Source organism: Glycomyces sp. L485 (assembly GCF_022548875.1).
Taxonomy (GTDB): Bacteria; Actinomycetota; Actinomycetes; order Mycobacteriales; family Micromonosporaceae; genus Glycomyces.
This window is the reverse complement of record NZ_JAKZEW010000145.1, coordinates 1-211: the sequence shown is the minus strand read 5'-3', so window position 1 is coordinate 211 and position 211 is coordinate 1. Positions and strand designations below refer to the sequence as shown.

Sequence of the window (211 nt, the reverse complement as noted above, 5' to 3'; positions counted from 1 at the left end):
ACCTCCGACTGCTCGTCAGGCTGGGCCACGAAGCGCGGCTCGGTCCCGCTGAGGACTGAGCGGTAGCCGGTCAGATCGGTCGAGCCCTCGCCGTCCTCGTCGGGTCGCGCTCCGTTCATGACACGCATGGATTCGGCGAGGATCTGCCGGGTGGTGCGGTAGCTGAGGGTGAGGTTGCGGGACCGCCCCTGGATGTCGATGCCGAGCGGGG

The 211-nt window shown here is 69.2% G+C and carries 1 protein-coding gene; it reads right to left on the bottom strand.

The genetic code is table 11. The features are described 5' to 3' along the window. Nucleotides 1-211 (bottom strand): hypothetical protein (locus L0U85_RS20300; protein WP_241379578.1); only part of this gene is annotated, 211 nt, incomplete at both ends.